Annotated in this window: 15 protein-coding genes; 8 read left to right on the top strand and 7 right to left on the bottom strand. The window is 67.4% G+C overall.

The window, feature by feature from the left end; genetic code table 11:
- Positions 1–6: 6 nt before the first annotated feature.
- The 3 genes from lspA to WT60_RS15650 all read right to left on the bottom strand — a co-directional run bounded on the left by lspA (position 7) and on the right by WT60_RS15650 (position 4,452).
- Positions 7–507 carry a signal peptidase II gene (lspA, locus tag WT60_RS15660; protein WP_059574829.1) on the bottom strand — a complete coding sequence of 167 codons (501 nt, stop codon included), beginning with the start codon at positions 505–507 and terminating at the stop codon, positions 7–9.
- Positions 508–3,345 (bottom strand): isoleucine--tRNA ligase, encoded by a 2,838-nt coding sequence (ileS, locus tag WT60_RS15655; protein WP_059643581.1) that lies wholly within the window; start codon positions 3,343–3,345, stop codon positions 508–510.
- 114 nt (positions 3,346–3,459) lie between these two features.
- Entirely contained in the window at positions 3,460–4,452 is a 993-nt protein-coding gene (locus WT60_RS15650) for a bifunctional riboflavin kinase/FAD synthetase (RefSeq protein WP_038745270.1), read from the bottom strand.
- Positions 4,453–4,574: 122 nt separating this feature from the next.
- On the opposite strand from WT60_RS15650, the gene purN reads away from it, so the two are divergent.
- The 6 genes from purN to nadC all read left to right on the top strand — a co-directional run bounded on the left by purN (position 4,575) and on the right by nadC (position 11,441).
- Positions 4,575–5,237: a phosphoribosylglycinamide formyltransferase gene (gene purN, locus WT60_RS15645; protein WP_059669667.1), complete on the top strand. Its 663-nt coding sequence runs from the start codon at positions 4,575–4,577 to the stop codon at positions 5,235–5,237.
- The gene (locus WT60_RS15640) at positions 5,234–6,496 is read left to right on the top strand and encodes an RsmB/NOP family class I SAM-dependent RNA methyltransferase (protein WP_060356717.1); all 1,263 of its coding nucleotides are present in this window, start codon (positions 5,234–5,236) and stop codon (positions 6,494–6,496) included. The genes purN and WT60_RS15640 overlap by 4 nt, the downstream gene beginning before the upstream one ends.
- 15 nt (positions 6,497–6,511) lie before the next feature.
- Positions 6,512–7,864: a mechanosensitive ion channel domain-containing protein gene (locus WT60_RS15635; protein ID WP_038745264.1), complete on the top strand. Its 1,353-nt coding sequence runs from the start codon at positions 6,512–6,514 to the stop codon at positions 7,862–7,864.
- 192 nt (positions 7,865–8,056) lie between these two features.
- On the top strand, positions 8,057–9,253 hold the full coding sequence (locus tag WT60_RS15630; protein ID WP_060356716.1) for an acyl-CoA desaturase: 1,197 nt from the start codon (positions 8,057–8,059) through the stop codon (positions 9,251–9,253).
- 170 nt (positions 9,254–9,423) lie between these two features.
- Positions 9,424–10,560, top strand: coding sequence for a quinolinate synthase NadA (nadA, locus tag WT60_RS15625; protein WP_060356715.1), 1,137 nt, complete (start codon positions 9,424–9,426; stop codon positions 10,558–10,560).
- Positions 10,557–11,441: a carboxylating nicotinate-nucleotide diphosphorylase gene (gene nadC / locus WT60_RS15620; protein ID WP_059669663.1), complete on the top strand. Its 885-nt coding sequence runs from the start codon at positions 10,557–10,559 to the stop codon at positions 11,439–11,441. Before nadA ends, nadC begins: the two co-directional genes overlap by 4 nt.
- Before the next feature lie 140 nt (positions 11,442–11,581).
- On the opposite strand, the gene nadB is transcribed toward nadC, so the two are convergent.
- From nadB to radC, 4 genes are all read right to left on the bottom strand, one after another.
- Positions 11,582–13,183: an L-aspartate oxidase gene (nadB, locus tag WT60_RS15615; RefSeq protein WP_038745317.1), complete on the bottom strand. Its 1,602-nt coding sequence runs from the start codon at positions 13,181–13,183 to the stop codon at positions 11,582–11,584.
- Between the two features lie 168 nt (positions 13,184–13,351).
- Complete coding sequence (rpmG, locus tag WT60_RS15610; RefSeq protein WP_004185395.1) at positions 13,352–13,519, bottom strand: 50S ribosomal protein L33; 168 nt, start codon at positions 13,517–13,519, stop codon at positions 13,352–13,354.
- A 17-nt stretch (positions 13,520–13,536) separates the two neighbouring features.
- Positions 13,537–13,770, bottom strand: coding sequence for a 50S ribosomal protein L28 (gene rpmB / locus WT60_RS15605; RefSeq protein ID WP_004186391.1), 234 nt, complete (start codon positions 13,768–13,770; stop codon positions 13,537–13,539).
- Positions 13,771–14,070: 300 nt separating this feature from the next.
- On the bottom strand, positions 14,071–14,844 hold the full coding sequence (gene radC, locus WT60_RS15600; protein WP_060356724.1) for a DNA repair protein RadC: 774 nt from the start codon (positions 14,842–14,844) through the stop codon (positions 14,071–14,073).
- 137 nt (positions 14,845–14,981) lie between these two features.
- Between radC and WT60_RS15595 the strand changes: the two genes are divergently transcribed.
- Both WT60_RS15595 and ispH read left to right on the top strand, forming a co-directional pair.
- Positions 14,982–15,437, top strand: a complete 456-nt coding sequence (locus WT60_RS15595; RefSeq protein WP_038745257.1) for a peptidylprolyl isomerase — start codon at positions 14,982–14,984, stop codon at positions 15,435–15,437.
- 2 nt (positions 15,438–15,439) lie between these two features.
- Positions 15,440–16,420: a 4-hydroxy-3-methylbut-2-enyl diphosphate reductase gene (gene ispH, locus WT60_RS15590; protein ID WP_038745255.1), complete on the top strand. Its 981-nt coding sequence runs from the start codon at positions 15,440–15,442 to the stop codon at positions 16,418–16,420.
- Positions 16,421–16,663 lie beyond the last annotated feature (243 nt).

Raw genomic sequence — 16,663 nt, 5'->3', positions numbered from 1 at the left:
ATGCGCTCAGCGCGCGCCGCGCACGCGACGCAGCTCGTCGTAGATGAGGAGCACCGCGCCCACCGTGATCGCGGAGTCGGCGAGATTGAACGCGGGCCAGTGCCACGCGCCGACGTGGAAATCGAGGAAGTCGATCACGTGACCGTAGATCAGACGGTCGATCACGTTGCCGAGCGCGCCGCCGAGAATCAGCGCGAGCGACAGGCTGAAGAGGCGCTGATGCCCGTGGCGCTTGAGCAGATAGCAGATCACGAGCGTCGCGCCTACGCCGAGGGCCGTGAACGCCCAGCGCTGCCAGCCGCCGGCGGTCGCGAGAAAGCCGAACGCCGCGCCGCGGTTGTAGATCAGCGTCAGGTTGAAGAACGGCGTGATCTGGTGCATCGCGCCGTACGCGAACGTTTTCAGCACGGCGATCTTCGTCAACTGATCGAACAGGATCACGATGAGCGAGATGCCGAGCCACGGCGCGAGCGCGCCGCCCGAGGATTTCGACAGGGTCTTCGCCATTTACGCAGCGCTCCGGGTTTCGCCGTTTTCGAACAGGTTGGAGAAGCAGCGGCCGCAAAGCGTCGGATGATCGGCGTGCGCGCCGACGTCCTCGCGGTAGTGCCAGCAGCGCTCGCACTTCTGGTACGTCGACGTCGCGACGTCGACGCCTTCCTCGCTTTCCGCGTCGACCTTCGCGACCGTCGCCGCCGACGTGATCAGCACGAACTTCAGATCGTCGCCGAGGCTCGCGAGCGCGTCGTAGCGCGCGCCCGACGCGCGCACTTCGACTTGCGCCTGCAGCGACGAGCCGATGCGGTTCGCGGTGCGCGCTTCCTCGAGCGCCTTCGTCACGTTGCCGCGCACGTCGCGCAGCAGCGACCACTTCGCGACGAGCGCGTCGGCGTTCGCGATTTCCGGATACGCGTAGTAGGTCTCGGTGAAGATCGTGTCGCTTTGCGGCTGGAACACGCGCCACGCTTCCTCGGCCGTAAACGACAGGAACGGCGCGAGCACGCGCAGCAGGCCCTGCGTCACGTGGTAGAGCGCCGTTTGCGCGGAGCGGCGCGCGTTCGAAGCCGGCGCGCTCGTGTACAGGCGGTCCTTCAGCACGTCGAGATAGAAGCCGCCGAGATCTTCGGAGCAGAACGTCTGCAGCTTCGCGACGACCGGGTGGAACTCGTACTTCTCGTAGTGCGCGAGCAGCTCGGTCTGCAACCGCGCGGCGAACGCGACCGCGTAGCGGTCGATCTCGAGCCATTCGCTCGCGGGCAGCGCGTCCTTCGCGAAATCGAAATCCGACAGGTTCGCGAGCAGAAAGCGCAGCGTGTTGCGAACCCGGCGATAGCCTTCCGTCACGCGCTTCAGAATCTCCTCGGAGATCGCGAGCTCGCCCGAATAGTCGGTCGACGCGATCCACAGGCGGATGATTTCCGCGCCGAGGCGGTTCGCGACTTCGTGCGGATCGATGCCGTTGCCGAGCGACTTGCTCATCTTGCGGCCTTCGCCGTCGACGGTGAAGCCGTGCGTGAGCAGGCCCTTGTACGGCGCGCGGCCGTCGAGCATCGACGCGGTCAACAGCGACGAATGGAACCAGCCGCGGTGCTGGTCCGAGCCTTCGAGGTAGAGATCGGCCGGGAACTGCAGTTGATCCTTGTGCGAGCCGCGCAGCACGTGCCAGTGCGTCGTGCCGGAGTCGAACCAGACGTCGAGCGTGTCGCGGTTCTTCTCGTAGAGGTTCGCGTCGTCGCCGATCAACTCGCGCGCGTCGAGCGTCTGCCATGCCTCGATGCCCGCCTGCTCGACGCGCTTGGCGACTTCCTCCAGCAGCTCGAGCGTGCGCGGATGCAGCTCGCCCGTTTCCTTGTGGACGAAGAACGCCATCGGCACGCCCCATTGACGCTGGCGCGACAGCGTCCAGTCCGGGCGGTTCTCGATCATGCTGTGCAGGCGCTGCTTGCCCCACGACGGGTAGAACGCGGTCGCGTCGACCGCGTCGAGCGCGGTCTCGCGCAGCGTCTTGCCGCCGTCGGCCGGCTGCGTGTCCATGCCGGCGAACCACTGCGACGTCGCGCGATAGATGATCGGCGTCTTGTGTCGCCAGCAGTGCATGTAGCTGTGCGAGTAGTGCTCGTTGCGCAGGAGCGAGCCGGCCGCCTTCAGCGCGTCGACGATCTTCGGATTCGCGTCCCAGATCGTGAGGCCGCCGAACAGCGGCAGCGATTCGATGTAGCGGCCGTCGCCCATCACCGGGTTGATGATGTCCGAATCGGTCATGCCGTGCGCCTTGCACGACGTGAAATCCTCGACGCCGTATGCGGGCGACGAGTGGACGATGCCCGTGCCGGTGTCGGTCGTCACGTAGTCGCCGAGATAGACGGGCGACGTGCGCTTGTAGCCCGGATGCGCGGCGGCGAGCGGGTGGTGAAAGCGCAGGTTCGCGAGCTTGTCGCCGCGCGCCGTCGCGATCACGTTGCCCGTCAGGCCGAAGTCCTTCATGCACGCCTCGACGCGTTCCTCGGCGAGGATGAGCAGGCCGCGTTCGGTGTCGACGAGCGCGTAGGCGATCTCCGGATGCAGGTTGAGCGCCTGGTTCGCGGGAATGGTCCACGGCGTCGTGGTCCAGATCACGATCCCGCCGTCGGCGCGCGGCAGCGCGGCCAGGCCGAACGCGCGCGCGGTCTTCTCGGGCTCCGCGAACGCGAACAGCACGTCGATCGTCGGATCGGTGCGGTCCTTGTATTCGACTTCCGCCTCGGCGAGCGCCGAGCCGCAGTCGAAGCACCAGTTCACGGGCTTCAGGCCGCGGTACACGTAGCCCTTCTCGATGATCTTGCCGAGCGCGCGGATTTCCTCCGCCTCGTTCAGGAAGTTCATCGTCTTGTACGGATTGCCCCATTCGCCGAGGACGCCGAGACGCTTGAAGCCCGCCTTCTGCTTCTCGATCTGCTCGGTCGCGTACGCGCGCGCCTTCTCCATCACCTCGGCGGCGGGCAGCGACTTGCCGAACTGCTTCTCGATCTGGATCTCGATCGGCATGCCGTGGCAGTCCCAGCCGGGCACGTACGGCGCGTCGAAGCCCGCCATGTTGCGCGACTTCACGACCATGTCCTTCAGGATCTTGTTGACCGCGTGGCCGAGGTGGATGTCGCCGTTCGCGTACGGCGGGCCGTCGTGCAGGATGAATTTCGGGCGGCCCTCGCTCGCCGCGCGGATCTTGTCGTAGACGCCGCGCGCCTCCCAGTCCTTCACCCATTGCGGCTCGCGCTTCGGGAGGTCGCCACGCATCGGGAACGGCGTGTCGAGCAGGTTGACCGGATACTTGGCCTGCGGTTTCGAATCGGCTTTCTTGTTGCTCATGTCGGGATCGCTGTGAAATCTTGGGGACGCTCGTGCGTCGTGAAATCGGTGAGGCGCGGCGCCGGCTTCGGGCGGCGCGGCGGACGGGGGCGCCCGGTGCGGGCGCGGCGTCGATCAGCTAATTCGGTCGGTGGCGGACGTCGCGAAGCCGGTCGCGCGGCTGCCCGGCGCGCGGCCGTGTTCGGCGAAGTACGCGCGCGTGTCGACGACGTCCTGCGCGATCGCGCGCGCGAGTGTCTCGAGGTCGACGAATTTCGCTTCGTCGCGCAGCTTCTTCAGGAACTCGACGCGAACGAGCTTGCCATATGCGTCGCCGTGCCAGTCGAGCAGGTGCACTTCGAGCAGCACGCGGCCGGAATCGTCGATGGTCGGCCGCACGCCTAGGCTCGCGACGCCCGGCAGCGGCTCGGGCCCGATGCCGTGCACCTGGACGACGAAGATGCCCGACAGCGCCGGGCGCTTGTGCGCGATCGGCAGGTTCAGCGTCGGGAAGCCGAGGTCGCGGCCGAGCTTCAGGCCGTGCGTGACGTGGCCGCTGATCGCGTAACCGTGGCCGAGCGCGCGCGCGGCCGCGTCGAGATCGCCCGCCGCGAGCGCGGCGCGCACGCCGGAGCTCGAGATCCGCGCGCCGTCGGCGTCGGCGAGCGTTTCCATCTGCTCGACCTCGAAGCCGAAGCGCTCGCCCGCCGCCTTCAGCGACGCGAAATTGCCCGCGCGCTTCGCGCCGTAGCAGAAGTCGTCGCCGACCATGATCCAGCGCGTGTGCAGCCCGTGGACGAGCGTGCGCTCGACGAACGCCTCGGGCGACTGGCTCGCGAACGTGTGATTGAAATGCTCGACGACCACGCGCTCGACGCCGTGCTCGCGCAGCGCCTCGAGCTTGTCGCGCAGCATCGCGATCCGCGGCGGCGCGCTGGCCGGATTGAAGAATTCGCGCGGGTGCGGCTCGAACGTCATCACGCACACGGGCAGCCCGCGCGCGTCCGCCGCCGCGCGCACGCGCGCGAGCAGGGCCTGGTGGCCGCGATGGACACCGTCGAAGTTGCCGATCGTCAACGCGCACGGGGCGCGGCTTTCGGCGTTGGGCAGGCCGCGGAAAACTTTCACGATAGCGGTGGCAGCGTGGGGGAAGAGCGGCCGGATGCCGCAAAGCAAAAGATTATAAACGTTCGGGCGGCCAGGCGGCTCAGGATGCCGGAAACGGCAGGGCCGAATGGTAAAATCCGCGGATGAAAAAACTCGTCATCCTGATTTCCGGCCGCGGCAGCAACATGGAGGCCATCGTACGCGCTTGCGCGCGCGAGGGCTGGCCTGCCGAGGTCGCCGCCGTCATTTCCAACCGGCCGGGCGCCGCTGGCCTCGAATTCGCGGCGTCGCACGGCATCGCGACGGCCGTCGTCGACCACCGCGCGTTCGACAGCCGCGACAGCTTCGATGCGGCGCTCGCCGCCGAGATCGACCGCTTCGGCCCCGATCTCGTCGTGCTCGCCGGCTTCATGCGCATTCTGACCCCGGCCTTCGTCGCCCGATACGAGGGCCGGATGCTGAACATCCATCCGTCGCTGCTGCCGAGCTTCAAGGGCATCCATACGCACCAGCAGGCGCTCGACGCGGGCGTCGCGCTGCACGGCGCCTCCGTCCACTTCGTGATTCCGGAGCTCGACAGCGGCGCGATCGTCGCGCAGGCGGCCGTGCCCGTCGTCGCGGGCGACGACGCCGCCGCGCTCGCCGCGCGCGTGCTCGCGGCCGAGCACGCGCTGTATCCGCGCGCGGTGCGCTGGTTCGTCGAAGGGAAGCTGCGCCTCGAAGCGGGGCGCGCCGTCGTCGCGCCGGACGAGGCGCGCTGGCTGTTCGCGGATGCAATCGACATGTCGACGAGCGAGGGCGTATGAAGCTGCACGGATTCCTGATTGGCCAGACCGAGGCGCTTCTCGCCGAAGTCCTGAAATTCGCCGGCCCGGCCGACGTCACGACGAGCCGTTTCTTCCGCGCGCATCCGAAGCTCGGCCACGCCGAGCGCGGCGTGATCGCCGAGGCGGTGTTCGCGGTGCTGCGGCGGAAGATGGAGTACGCGCACCTCGCCGAGAGCGGCACGGGCGCGCCGGCGCGGCGGCTCGCGCTGCTCGGGCTGATGCAGACGGCCGGCCGCTCGGCGCTCAAGCCGTTCGTGTCGGCCGCCGAATGGGCGTGGCTCGACCACGTCGCGAAGATCGATCCGGCGAGCCTGCCGCTGCGCGTGCGCACGAACCTGCCGGACTGGATTCATCAGGCGCTTGCCGAGCGCATGGGCGCCGACGAGCTCGCGCAGTTCGCGGCCGCCGTCAACTATCCGGCGCCGCTCGATCTGCGCGCGAACGCGCAGAAGGCGACGCGCGACCAGGTGATCGACGGCCTGCGCGTGGCCGGGATCGACGCGGGCGCGACGCCGTTCGCGCCGTTCGGCGTGCGCGTCGTCGGCAAGCCGGCGCTCACGAAGCTCAAGCTGTTCGAAGAGGGACAGATCGAAGTGCAGGACGAGGGCAGCCAGTTGCTGTGCTCGCTCGTCGCGCCGCGGCGCGGCGAGATGGTCGTCGATTTCTGCGCGGGCGCGGGCGGCAAGACGCTCGCGCTCGGCGCGATGATGCGCTCGACGGGCCGCCTGTACGCGTTCGACGTGTCCGAGAAGCGCCTCGCGAAGCTCAAGCCGCGCCTCGCGAGGAGCGGCCTGTCGAACGTGAACCCGGTGCTCATCGACAGCGAGCACGACGCGAAGATCAAGCGGCTCGCGGGCAAGATCGACCGCGTGCTCGTCGACGCGCCGTGCAGCGGCCTCGGCACGCTGCGCCGCAATCCCGACCTCAAGTGGCGCCAGTCGCGCGAGACGATCGCCGAGCTCGCGCCGAAGCAGGCGTCGATTCTCGCGAGCGCCGCGCGCCTCGTGAAGAAGGGCGGCCGGCTCGTCTACGCGACCTGCAGCGTGCTCGAGGCGGAGAACGAGACGATCGTGGCCGAGTTTCTCGCCGCGCATCCGGCGTTCGCGCTCGTGCCGGCGAGCCGCGTGCTCGCCGAGCAGCGGATTTCGCTCGACACGGGCGACTACCTGTCGCTCTGGCCGCACCGCCACGCGACCGACGGCTTCTTCGCCGCGGTCCTCGAGCGGCGCGCGCAGTAACGGGCGGGCTCGCGCATGGTCACGAATCACCTGACGCGGCGGCTCGCCGCCGTCGCGCACGACTTCGGCCAGCCTGCGATGATCTGGCAGGCGGCCGCGTTTCTTGGCTCGCTCGCGCTCGCGTGGCTCGTCGCGCGCTATGTGCGCGGGCGGATCGACGCGCGCCGCCGCTCGGCCGGCCGCTCGCCCGGGCCGGGCGCGCTCAGCCTGAACCGCGCGCTGTTTCCGCTCGTCGGGGGCGCGTTCATGTGGCTCGCGGAGACGGCGTTCGACGAGCTGATGCCGACGTCGCTGCTGCAGCTCGCGCTCGTGCCGCTGTTCGGCATCGGTCTCATCTACATCCTGTTCTTCGTCGCGCGCCGCGTGTTCGCTCGCGACGGCCACACGCACGCGTGGCTGTCGATCGTCGAGAAGATCGCGTCGATCGTCGTGTGGATCGCGATGGCGCTCACGGTGCTCGGCATCCAGCACGACGTGCTCGTCTGGCTCGACAGCGTCCAGTTCCGCGTCGCGAACGCGCGCCTCACGCTGTTGTCCGTGGTGTCGGGCGCGCTGTGGGTTTGCGTGACGCTCGTCGTCGCGATGTGGCTCGGCTCGGTGCTCGAAGAGCGGCTGATGCGCGCGCGCTCGCTCGACGCGAACCTGCGCGTCGTGCTCGCGCGCGTCGGGCGCGCGCTGCTCATCTTCGCGGCGGTGCTGATCGGCCTGTCGCTCGTCGGGATCGACGTGACGGTGCTCGGCGTGTTCGGCGGCGCGCTCGGCGTCGGGCTCGGCTTCGGCCTGCAGAAGATCGCGAGCAACTACGTGTCGGGCTTCATCATCCTGCTCGACCGGTCGCTCAGGCTCGGCGACGCGATCAACGTGGGCGGCCTGCAGGGCGTCGTCACGCAGATCCGCACGCGCTACACGGTCGTGCGCGGCCTCGACGGCAACGAGACGCTGATCCCGAACGAGAAGCTCATCACCGACGTCGTGCAGAACCAGTCGTCGTACCTGACGCGCGGTTACGCGAAGGTCGCGGTCCAGATCGCATACACGTCGGACGTCGAGCACGCGATGTCGCTTCTCGCCGACGCGGCGAAGGGCATCGACCGCGTGCTCGAGGAGCCGGCGCCGACGCCTTATCTCGTCGGCTTCGGCGCGGACGGCATCGATCTCGAGCTCGGCTTCTGGATCGCCGACTCGGCGAAGGGAACGGCGAGCGTGCGCTCGATGGTGAACCGGAACATCTGGCGGCTTTTTGTCGCACACGGGATCTCGATCCCGTTCCCGCAACGGGAGGTGCGCGTGATCGGGCTGCCGGACGGAATCGCGCCCGCGGCCGGCGCGGAAGGCTTCGCGGCAGATCGGCCGCGGCAGGACGCGTAGCCGCGCGGGGCGCCGTCGCGCCCCGCGCAGCCCGAAAATGCCCGCCCGCGTATTGCGGCGCCGCAAAAAATATTCATTTTTTACAAAGACTTGGAACGGATACAGTAAAATTCCGTCCTATCACGCGGTATGCTTTCATTTTCTTGACGCGGATCATTTGAGCCGGCGTCCTTACTTTCACAGGTAACTGCCTTGTTGAATTCCCTGCTCGATTTCTTTTCCAACGGGCTTCTGCGTTTCTCGTGGTGGCAGATCGTGCTGTTCACGCTCGCCGTCACGCACGTGACGATCGTCGGCGTGACCGTCTATCTGCACCGCTGCCAGGCGCACCGCGCGCTCGACCTGCATCCGATCATGAGCCACTTCTTCCGCCTGTGGCTGTGGATGACGACGGGCATGCTGACGGGCCAGTGGGCGGCGATCCACCGCAAGCACCACGCGAAGTGCGAGACCGAGGAAGATCCGCACAGCCCGCAGACGCGCGGCATCTGGAAGGTGCTGCTCGAAGGCGCCGAGCTGTATCGCGCGGAAGCGAAGAACGAGGAGACGATGCGCAAGTACGGCCACGGCACGCCGAACGATTGGCTCGAGCGCAATCTCTACTCGAAGTACCCGATTCTCGGCGTGAGCCTGATGATGGTGATCGACGTCGCGCTGTTCGGTTTGGTCGGCCTCACCGTGTGGGCGGTCCAGATGGTGTGGATTCCGTTCTGGGCGGCGGGCGTCGTCAACGGCCTCGGCCACTTCTGGGGCTATCGCAACTTCAACGCGGCCGACGCGAGCACGAACCTGTTCCCGTGGGGCATCGTGATCGGCGGCGAGGAACTGCACAACAACCACCATACGTTCGCCACGTCGGCGAAGCTGTCGAACAAGTGGTACGAGTTCGACATCGGCTGGATGTACATCCGCATCATGTCGGCGTTCGGGCTCGCGAAGGTGAAGAAGATCGCGCCGACGCCGCGCCTCGCCGCGCGCAAGACGGTGCTCGACCAGGAAACGCTGCAGGCCGTGCTGTCGAACCGCTACGAAGTGATGGCGCGTTACGCGAAGACGCTCAAGCGCGCGTACAAGCAGGAGCTCGCGCACCTGAAGGAGCTCGGCGCACGCGAGAAGTATCAGCTGATGCGCGGCGCGCGCAAGTGGTTCCACAAGGAAGAGGCGGGCCTCGACGAGCCGCAGAAGCGGATGCTGCCGGAGATCTTCGCGAACAGCCAGAAGCTGCATACGTTCTTCGAGCTGCGCACGGAACTTGCCGCGATCTGGGAGCGTTCGAACGCGTCGCGCGAACAGCTGCTCGCGCAGCTGCAGGACTGGTGCCATCGCGCCGAGCAAAGCGGCATCAAGGCGCTGCAAGAGTTCGCGACGCGCCTGCGCCGCTACGCCTGAGTCGTTCGCGCCGAAATCGATTAGAATTTCAGGACGTCACAAACCCCGCGCTGGCGGGGTTTTTTCTTTTGGGCGCGCCGTTCGACGACGGCGGCCGATCAGCAGGGCTGAGCTTTGCACAGAACCGGAACAAGCGCTGAGGCGATAACGCCGGTCGATAGGAGATGAGGATGCAATCGGCGATCAAACCCGTCGAGTACGACCGCCCGCTCGCGGCAGGGGTGGCCTGCGGCGTAGGCGAGGCGTGGGCGAAGGTGCCCGAGCCGCTCGCCGCCGGCGAGCGCGACGCGCTGAAGGCGCGGATCAAGGCGTTGCTCGAACGCGAGAAGGCCGTGCTGGTCGCGCACTATTATGTCGACGCGGATCTGCAGGAACTCGCGGACGAGACGGGCGGCTGCGTCGCCGATTCGCTCGAGATGGCCCGCTTCGGGCGCGATCACGACGCGCGCACGCTCGTCGTGGCCGGCGTGCGCTTCATGGGCGAAACCGCGAAGATCCTGAGCCCGGACAAGCGCGTGCTGATGCCCGACCTCGACGCGACGTGCTCGCTCGATCTCGGCTGCCCGGTCGACGAATTCTCGCGGTTCTGCGACGCGCATCCGGACCGCACGGTCGTCGTCTATGCGAACACGAGCGCCGCGGTGAAGGCGCGCGCCGACTGGATGGTCACGTCGTCGATCGGCCTCGAGATCGTCGCCGATCTGCATGCGCGCGGCGAGAAGATCATCTGGGCGCCGGACCGGCACCTGGGCGGCTACATCCAGAAGAAGACGGGCGCGGACATGCTGATGTGGCAGGGCTCGTGCCTCGTGCACGACGAATTCAAGGGCATCGAGCTCGATCTGCTGCGCCGCGAGTATCCGGACGCGAAGATTCTCGTGCATCCCGAATCGCCGGAGAACGTCGTCGCGCTCGCGGACGTCGTCGGTTCGACGACGCAGCTGATCGACGCGGCCGTGAAGCTCGACGCGCAGCGCTTCATCGTCGCGACCGATCTCGGCATTCTGCACAAGATGCGGCTCGCGGCGCCGGGCAAGACCTTCATCGAGGCGCCGACGGCCGGTAACAGCGCAACGTGCAAGAGCTGTGCGCACTGCCCGTGGATGGCGATGAACGCGCTGTCGAACCTGGCCGAGGTGCTCGAGCGCGGCCACAACGAGATCTTCGTCGATGCCGCGATCGCCGAGCGCGCGCGCGTGCCGATCGACCGGATGCTCGATTTCGCCGCGCGACGCAAGCAGCGCGTGCAGGCGAGCGGCGACCTGCAGCGCGACCAGTCGCTCTTCGCGAACGTGGGGGCGGCATGACGAACGACGCAGTGTCGCCGCTCTTCGCGGAAATCTCGCGCGAATACGGCGCCGCATTCGACGCGGCGATCGCACGCAACGTGGCCGACACGCTCGCCGAGGACGTCGGCAGTGGCGATCAGACCGGGCGTCTCGTGCCGGACGGCGCGCCGCGCCGCGCGCGCGTGATCGTGCGCGAGGAGGCCGTGCTGTGCGGCGTGCCGTGGTTCGTTGCGGTGATGCGCGCGGTCGATTCGTCGATAGAAATCGACTGGCGGTATCGCGAAGGCGACCGGATGGCGGCGGATTCGACCGTCTGCGAACTGCGCGGCCCCGCGCGCTCGCTGCTGACGGCCGAGCGCAACGCGCTCAATTTCCTGCAACTGCTGTCGGGCGTCGCGACCGCGACGCGCCGCTACGTCGACCGGATCGCGGATACGCGCACGCGCATTCTCGACACGCGCAAGACGCTGCCGGGCCTGCGGCTCGCGCAGAAATACGCGGTGCGCGTCGGCGGCGGCGCGAACCAGCGGCTCGCGCTCTACGCGGGCATCCTGATCAAGGAGAATCACATCGCGGCGGCGGGCGGCGTCGGCGAGGCGCTCGACGCGGCGTTCGCGCTGAACGCCGACGTGCCGGTGCAGATCGAGGTCGAGACGCTCGATCAACTGCGCACGGCGCTCGCGCACGGCGCGCAGTCGGTGCTGCTCGACAACTTCACGCTCGACATGATGCGCGACGCGGTGCGCGTTACCGAAGGCCGTGCGGTGCTCGAGGTGTCGGGCGGCGTGAACTTCGACACGGTGCGCGCGATCGCGGAGACGGGCGTCGACCGGATCTCGATCGGCGCGTTGACGAAGGACGTGCGCGCAACCGACTACTCGATGCGCATCGTCGAATGACGTGATGGCGGCGCGCGTCCGGCTCGCCGGACGTGCGGCTCGGCCGAGGAAAAAGGCTGCCGGCGCATTGCGCGCCGGCGGCCTTTTTTTGTCGCGCCGGTTTCGAGGCGCTTCGTGGCGCGCGGCAGGCCGTTGGGCCGTTATTTCGGCACGCGCCGCGGCGGGGTGAGCACGGTCGGCAGCGCCTTGGGCAGCGCGTGCGGCCAGTCGCGGCTGTAGTGCAGCCCGCGGCTTTCGTGGCGCGCCCGCGCGCTGTCGACGATCAGCGACGCAACGTCGACGAGATTACGCAGCTCGAGCAGATCGCGGCTCACGCGGAAGTGCGCGTAGTACTCGTGGATCTCGTCGCGCAACAGCTTCAGGCGATGCTGAGCGCGCTCGAGGCGCTTGTCGGTGCGCACGATGCCGACGTAGTTCCACATCAGGCGGCGCAGTTCGTCCCAGTTGTGCGCAACGACCACTTCCTCGTCCGCATCGGCGACGCGACTCTCGTCCCACGCGGGCAGCGGGCCGTGCGTCGCCGAATCGTAGCCGGCGCTTTCGATCGCGTCGGCGGTCGCGCGGCCGATCACGAGGCATTCGAGGAGCGAATTGCTCGCGAGGCGATTCGCGCCGTGCAGGCCGGTGTAGGACGTTTCGCCGACGGCGTACAGGCCGGCGATGTCGGTGCGTCCGGCCAGGTCCGTGACGACGCCGCCGCACGTGTAATGCGCGGCCGGCACGACCGGGATCGGCTCCTTCGAGATGTCGATGCCGAACTCGAGGCAACGCGCGAAGATCGTCGGGAAGTGCTCGCGCAGGAACGCTTCGGGCTGGTGGCTGATGTCGAGATACACGCAGTCGATTCCGCGCTTCTTGATCTCGAAGTCGATCGCGCGCGCGACGATGTCGCGCGGCGCGAGTTCCTCGCGCGAATCGTGCGCGGGCATGAAGCGGGTGCCGTCCGGCAGCTTCAGGAGGCCGCCTTCGCCGCGCACCGCCTCGGAAATGAGGAACGACTTCGCGTACGGATGGAACAGGCACGTCGGATGGAACTGGATGAACTCCATGTTCGCGACCCGGGCGCCCGCGCGCCACGCCATCGCGATGCCGTCGCCCGTCGCGGTGTCGGGGTTCGTCGTGTACAGATAGACTTTGCCGGCGCCGCCCGTCGCGAGCACCGTGTGCGGCGCCTCGATCGTCATCGTCTGTCCGGTGCTCACGTCGAGCGCGTAAAGGCCGACGCAGCGCCGGCCCGGCAGGCCGGGCAGCCCGAGGCGATCGGACGTGATGAGATCGATCGCGTGGTGATCCTCGAAGAACGTGATGTTCGGGTGCGCGCGGGCGCGCTCGGACAGCGTCGCGAGCACCGCGTGGCCCGTCGCGTCGGCCGCGTGGATGATGCGGCGATGGCTGTGGCCGCCTTCGCGGGTCAGATGGAAGCCGAGCTCCGCGGCGTCGTCCTTCGTGAACGGCACGCCTTGCGAGATCAGCCATTCGATCGCTTCGCGGCCGTGCTCGACGATGTAGCGCGTGGCCGCCTCGTCGCACAAGCCGCCGCCCGCGATCAACGTGTCGTTCACGTGGTTCTCGACGCTGTCCGCCGAATCGAGCACCGCGGCGATGCCGCCTTGCGCGTAGTCGCTCGCGCCCTCCATCAACGAGCGTTTCGCGATCAGCGCGACGCGCCGCGTTTGCGCGAGATTGAGCGCGACCGACAAGCCGGCGAGGCCGCTGCCCACGATCGCCACATCGAAATTCATCTGCATCTCCGTTTCTTGCGCGTTTCGTCTTATCTTTTCCGCCATGCGCAATGCGGGCGGAAAGGGCAGAGCATACCGCGCCGAAGAAGCGGGTGTGCGCGCGCCAATGCAAAAAGCCCCGCAATCGCGGGGCTTTTCGTCATCGTCAGGCTCTTTGAAACCGGAGAATTACTTGATCTTGGTTTCTTTGTACGCCACGTGCTTGCGGGCGACGGGATCGAACTTCATGATCTCCATCTTTTCCGGCATGTTGCGTTTGTTCTTCGTGGTCGTATAGAAGTGACCCGTGCCAGCGGTCGACTCGAGCTTGATCTTGTCGCGTGCGCCTTTCGCCATGTTCGTGCTCCTTGGACTTAGGCTTCGCCGCGTGCGCGCAGATCAGCGAGCACGGAATCGATGCCGTTCTTGTCGATCAGGCGCAGGCCGGCGTTCGAGACGCGCAGACGCACCCAACGGTTTTCGCTTTCCACCCAGAACCGGCGGTTTTGCAGATTCGGCAGGAAGCGACGCTTCGTCTTGTTGTTGGCGTGGGAAACGTTGTTGCCGCTCATCGGCGCTTTCCCAGTTACTTGGCATACGCGTGCCATGAGAGCACTCCTAATACGCTGAATTCGGGTTCGATCGCCGTGACGGTTCTCTTCCTCGCATGGCCGCGTGAACTTCGGCCGTGCCGGGAAAAGCGCCTCCGATCCGTGGTTGTTGGCCTGACGACCAAGCCCACGAGACCGCTTCAGCGGCTTCAGAACTGGTTGGAAAAAAGACAGACGACGATTCTAACAGAAAAACTTCAGGAAAATCAAACCCAATTTCGCGGGCGGATGTCGCGCGTCGGCGGGCCCCGGCTGCGCGGGGGCCCGGCGCGTGCGGCGCGCGCCAGCGGCGGCGCGCTAGATCCAGCCCGCCTGTGCGAACGAAAACGTGTCGCTCGCGCCGACGACGAAGTGGTCGATCAGCTGCACGTCGACGAGCGCGAGCGCGTCGCGCAGCACGCGCGTCAGGCGCCTGTCGGCGGCGCTCGGCCGCACCGCGCCCGACGGATGATTGTGCGCGACGATGAGCGCCGCCGCATTCAGCGCCAGCGCGCGCCGCACGATTTCGCGCGGATAGACGGCCATGCGCGTGAGCGACCCGTGCGCGGTTTCCTCCGATTGCAGCAGCCGATGCCGCGCGTCGAGAAAAAGGCAGACGAACACTTCGTGCGGCCGCGTGCCGATCAGGAGCCGCAGGTAGTCCTCGACCGCGCCCGGCGAATCGACGAGCGGCCGCTCGCGGGCCCTCTCGGCGAGCGCGCGGCGCGCCAGCTCGACTACCGCGACGAGGATCGCGGTGCGTGCGGGGCCGATCCCGCGCAGGCCCTTGAAATCGTCGAGCAGCGCGCGCAGCGAGCCAAAGCGCGCGAGCAGCGTGCGCGCGAGCGCGAACACGTCGTGGCCGGGCAGCCCCGAGCCGAGGAGGAGCGCGACGAGCTCCGAGTCGGACAGCGCGGCGGGCCCGCGCGCGAGCAGGCGCTCGCGCGGCAGGTCGCGGCCGCGGCGCGCCGCAGGGACGCTCGCGGCGGGCGCGGCGGGAGGGCCTGCCGGCGCGACGGGAAGCGCGACGGGCGGCTCGCGCGCCGGCTTGCCGTCGATGTCCTCGCGGGCGATGAGAATCTCGTACTGCATGCTGCCGACCTCCAATATCCTGCGTCCTCGCAAGGCGAATCGCGTCCGCATTCCGCTTCGGCCGCCGAGGTGACTTACAATATGGGCTTTGCGCCGCGCAGCCCGCCGTTTTCGGGCGCCGATTGAACGAGTACCACATGAGCCTCATCGACCTTGCAGAAGTGAAGCCCGGTTCGCACGTCACGCTTCATTACCGGCTCGCCCTTGCCGACGGCGCCGACATCGTCAACACCTTCTCCGACAAGCCCGCCACGCTCCTTCTCGGCGCGGGGCAGCTTGCGCCGTCGCTGGAGGAAATTCTGATCGGCCTGAAGGCGGGCCACCATTCGACCTTCCGGCTAGCGCCCGAACAAGCGTTCGGGCCGCGCAATCCGGACATGATCCAGCGCGTGTCGCTCGCGACGCTGCGCGAGAACGGCATGGTCGGCGAGGATTTCGCGCCGGGCGACCTGATCGAGTTCAACGCGCCGGACGGCGGCCGCTACGCGGGCGTGCTCAAGGAGATCGGCGAGACGTCCGCGCTCTTCGATTTCAATCATCCGCTCGCGGGCCAGGCGCTCACGTTCGAAGTGAAAATCATCGGGATTCTGTAATCATGAGCACCACCGATACGCTGTCCGGACGGGTCGCCGCGGCCGACGCCGAGATTCTGCTCGCCCAGCCGCGCGGCTTCTGCGCGGGCGTCGATCGCGCGATCGAGATCGTCGAGCGCGCGATCGCGATGCACGGCGCGCCGATCTACGTGCGCCACGAGATCGTGCACAACAAGTACGTCGTCGAGGATCTGAAGAAGAAGGGCGCGATTTTCGTCGAGGAACTCGAGGAAGTGCCGTCCGGCAACACGGTGATCTTCAGCGCGCACGGCGTGTCGAAGGCGGTGCGCGACGAGGCGGCCGTGCGCGGGCTGCGCATCTACGACGCGACGTGCCCGCTCGTCACGAAAGTGCACGTCGAGGTCGCGAAGATGCGCCAGGAAGGCGTCGACATCGTGATGATCGGCCACAAGGGGCATCCGGAGGTCGAAGGCACGATGGGCCAGGTCGAGCGTGGGATGCATCTCGTCGAGAGCGTCGAGGACGTGCACAAGCTCGAGCTGCCCGATCCGGAGCGCGTCGCGCTCGTCACGCAGACGACGCTGTCGGTCGACGACGCGGCCGAGATCATCGGCGCGCTGAAGGCGAAGTTCCCCGCGATTCGCGAGCCGAAGAAGCAGGACATCTGCTACGCGACGCAGAACCGTCAGGATGCGGTGAAGTTCATGGCGCCGCAGTGCGACGTCGTGATCGTCGTCGGCAGCCCGAATAGCTCGAATTCGAGCCGCTTGCGCGAGGTGGCCGAGAAGCGCGGCGTCGCCGCCTACATGGTGGACGCGCCCGAGCAGATCGATCCGGCCTGGGTCGCAGGCAAGCGGCGGATCGGCGTGACGGCGGGCGCGTCGGCGCCCGAGGTGCTGGCGCAGGCGGTGATCGCGCGCTTGCGCGAGCTCGGCGTGACCAACGTGCGGGCGCTCGACGGCATCGAGGAGAACGTGTCGTTCCCGCTGCCGCGCGGCTTGAACCTGTCGCCCGCCACCTGATCGCCGGTTTCGACTGCCGTTGGATTGCAAAAAGCGCGCCTTAGGGCGCGCTTTTGTTTTGGGCGTATTTTCTTCGGGAGCAACCATTCGGCACCGATACGGTGCAACTGAGTTGCAATATCATTCGAAATCGTGTGCTCAAAAAAGGTTGCAATGCAGGAAAACCCTGTCGAATCAGGAATATTGGTCGTCCTATAAATAGAGTTACAATGCGCCCGTTTTCAGGCCTGGTGGCCTTTGAAA

It is taken from the genome of Burkholderia sp. MSMB617WGS (assembly GCF_001532025.2).
GTDB classification, from domain to species: domain Bacteria; phylum Pseudomonadota; class Gammaproteobacteria; order Burkholderiales; family Burkholderiaceae; genus Burkholderia; species Burkholderia savannae.
The sequence above is the reverse complement of the archived record's forward strand: the minus strand, read 5'-3'. Positions and strand labels throughout refer to the sequence as shown.

Coding starts and splice junctions, on each gene's coding strand:
- nadC (WP_059669663.1), top strand. CDS start 10,557: ATGACGAACGACGCAGTGTCGCCGCTCTTCGCGGAAATCTCGCGCGAA.
- WT60_RS15640 (WP_060356717.1), top strand. CDS start 5,234: ATGAAGCTGCACGGATTCCTGATTGGCCAGACCGAGGCGCTTCTCGCC.
- rpmG (WP_004185395.1), bottom strand. CDS start 13,519: ATGGCGAAAGGCGCACGCGACAAGATCAAGCTCGAGTCGACCGCTGGC.
- nadB (WP_038745317.1), bottom strand. CDS start 13,183: ATGAATTTCGATGTGGCGATCGTGGGCAGCGGCCTCGCCGGCTTGTCG.
- WT60_RS15635 (WP_038745264.1), top strand. CDS start 6,512: ATGGTCACGAATCACCTGACGCGGCGGCTCGCCGCCGTCGCGCACGAC.
- lspA (WP_059574829.1), bottom strand. CDS start 507: ATGGCGAAGACCCTGTCGAAATCCTCGGGCGGCGCGCTCGCGCCGTGG.
- ispH (WP_038745255.1), top strand. CDS start 15,440: ATGAGCACCACCGATACGCTGTCCGGACGGGTCGCCGCGGCCGACGCC.
- WT60_RS15595 (WP_038745257.1), top strand. CDS start 14,982: ATGAGCCTCATCGACCTTGCAGAAGTGAAGCCCGGTTCGCACGTCACG.
- purN (WP_059669667.1), top strand. CDS start 4,575: ATGAAAAAACTCGTCATCCTGATTTCCGGCCGCGGCAGCAACATGGAG.
- ileS (WP_059643581.1), bottom strand. CDS start 3,345: ATGAGCAACAAGAAAGCCGATTCGAAACCGCAGGCCAAGTATCCGGTC.
- rpmB (WP_004186391.1), bottom strand. CDS start 13,770: ATGGCACGCGTATGCCAAGTAACTGGGAAAGCGCCGATGAGCGGCAAC.
- nadA (WP_060356715.1), top strand. CDS start 9,424: ATGCAATCGGCGATCAAACCCGTCGAGTACGACCGCCCGCTCGCGGCA.
- radC (WP_060356724.1), bottom strand. CDS start 14,844: ATGCAGTACGAGATTCTCATCGCCCGCGAGGACATCGACGGCAAGCCG.